At 40.4% G+C, this 1,057-nt stretch carries 2 protein-coding genes; both read left to right on the top strand.

All coding sequences use genetic code 11. The features are described from left to right. On the top strand, window positions 1-479 hold a 479-nt coding region (locus tag B4C08_RS06820), incomplete at its 5' end, for an aminotransferase class V-fold PLP-dependent enzyme (protein ID WP_296664124.1). Window positions 480-505: 26 nt separating this feature from the next. Continuing rightward, window positions 506-979 carry a Fe-S cluster assembly sulfur transfer protein SufU gene (sufU, locus tag B4C08_RS06815; protein WP_296664123.1) on the top strand — a complete coding sequence of 158 codons (474 nt, stop codon included), beginning with the start codon at window positions 506-508 and terminating at the stop codon, window positions 977-979. Window positions 980-1,057 lie beyond the last annotated feature (78 nt).

The following is a 1,057-nucleotide window of genomic DNA, read 5'->3' as shown; positions in this document are numbered from 1 at the left end:
GAGAAATGATTGAATATGTTACCCGCGAGACTGCGACTTTTGCAGAAGTTCCGCATAAATTTGAAGCCGGAACTGTAAACGCTGGTGGAGCTGTTGCGCTTGCAAAGGCGATAGAATATATTCAGGAAATCGGGCTTGATAATATAGAAAAAAACGACGATTCTCTTGCCCAGACGATGATTGAGGGAATGAAAAAAATTCCTTATCTTCACATAATCGGGAACGATGACTATAAAAAGCATTGCGGAATTGTTACTTTTACCATTGACGGCGTGCATCCGCATGATATTGCTTCTATTCTTGATACAGAAAAAATTGCGGTCAGGGCAGGACATCATTGCGCCCAGCCTTTGATGCAGAAACTTGGAGTAGGCTCAACTGCGCGCGCAAGCTGCTACTTTTACAATACACAGCAAGAAGTTGAAATTTTTCTTGAAAAACTAAAGCTTGTCCGCTGCTGGATGGGATTTAAAGAATAAAGGCAATTAAAAACTGAGGTATTAACATGGATTTGAAATCGCTTTATCAGGAAATTCTTAACGAGCATAATTTGAACCCGACTCACAAGGGCGTTATGGAAAATCCTACATTTACATTGCAAGGCGTGAATCCTAGCTGCGGAGACAATATTTATCTTCAGCTCAAAATTGATGATAACGGAATAATTTCAGAAGGAAGCTTTAACGGCTCTGGATGCGCTGTAAGCCAGGCTTCTGTAGACATGATGCTTGATGACATAATTGGAAAGCCAAAGAATGAAGCCTTGCGCCTTGCTTCACTTTTTATGGACATGATTTACGGCAAGATTGAAGATGACAGTGCTTTGGAAGAACTTGATGAAGCTGCAAGCCTAAAAAATATCAGTAAAATGCCTGCACGCGTAAAGTGCGCAGTTCTTGGCTGGCACACAATGGAAGAAATGCTTAAAAACGGAAAAACAGCCGGGCAGGGAAGTGTGGAGCACTGCACAACAGAATAAAAGTATTTTGCTTAGTTTTTGTAGATTTCTTTTCTATGTCCAATACGTAAAACTGTAACAAGAATTTTTTCATCTTGA

The sequence above is a fragment of the Treponema sp. UBA753 genome, assembly GCF_002297325.1.
Lineage (GTDB): Bacteria > Spirochaetota > Spirochaetia > Treponematales > Treponemataceae > Treponema_D.
The sequence above is the reverse complement of the archived record's forward strand: the minus strand, read 5'-3'. Positions and strand labels throughout refer to the sequence as shown.

What these genes read in the sequence shown, in the direction of transcription:
- sufU (WP_296664123.1), top strand. Translation starts at nt 506, where the DNA reads ATGGATTTGAAATCGCTTTATCAGGAAATTCTTAACGAGCATAATTTG.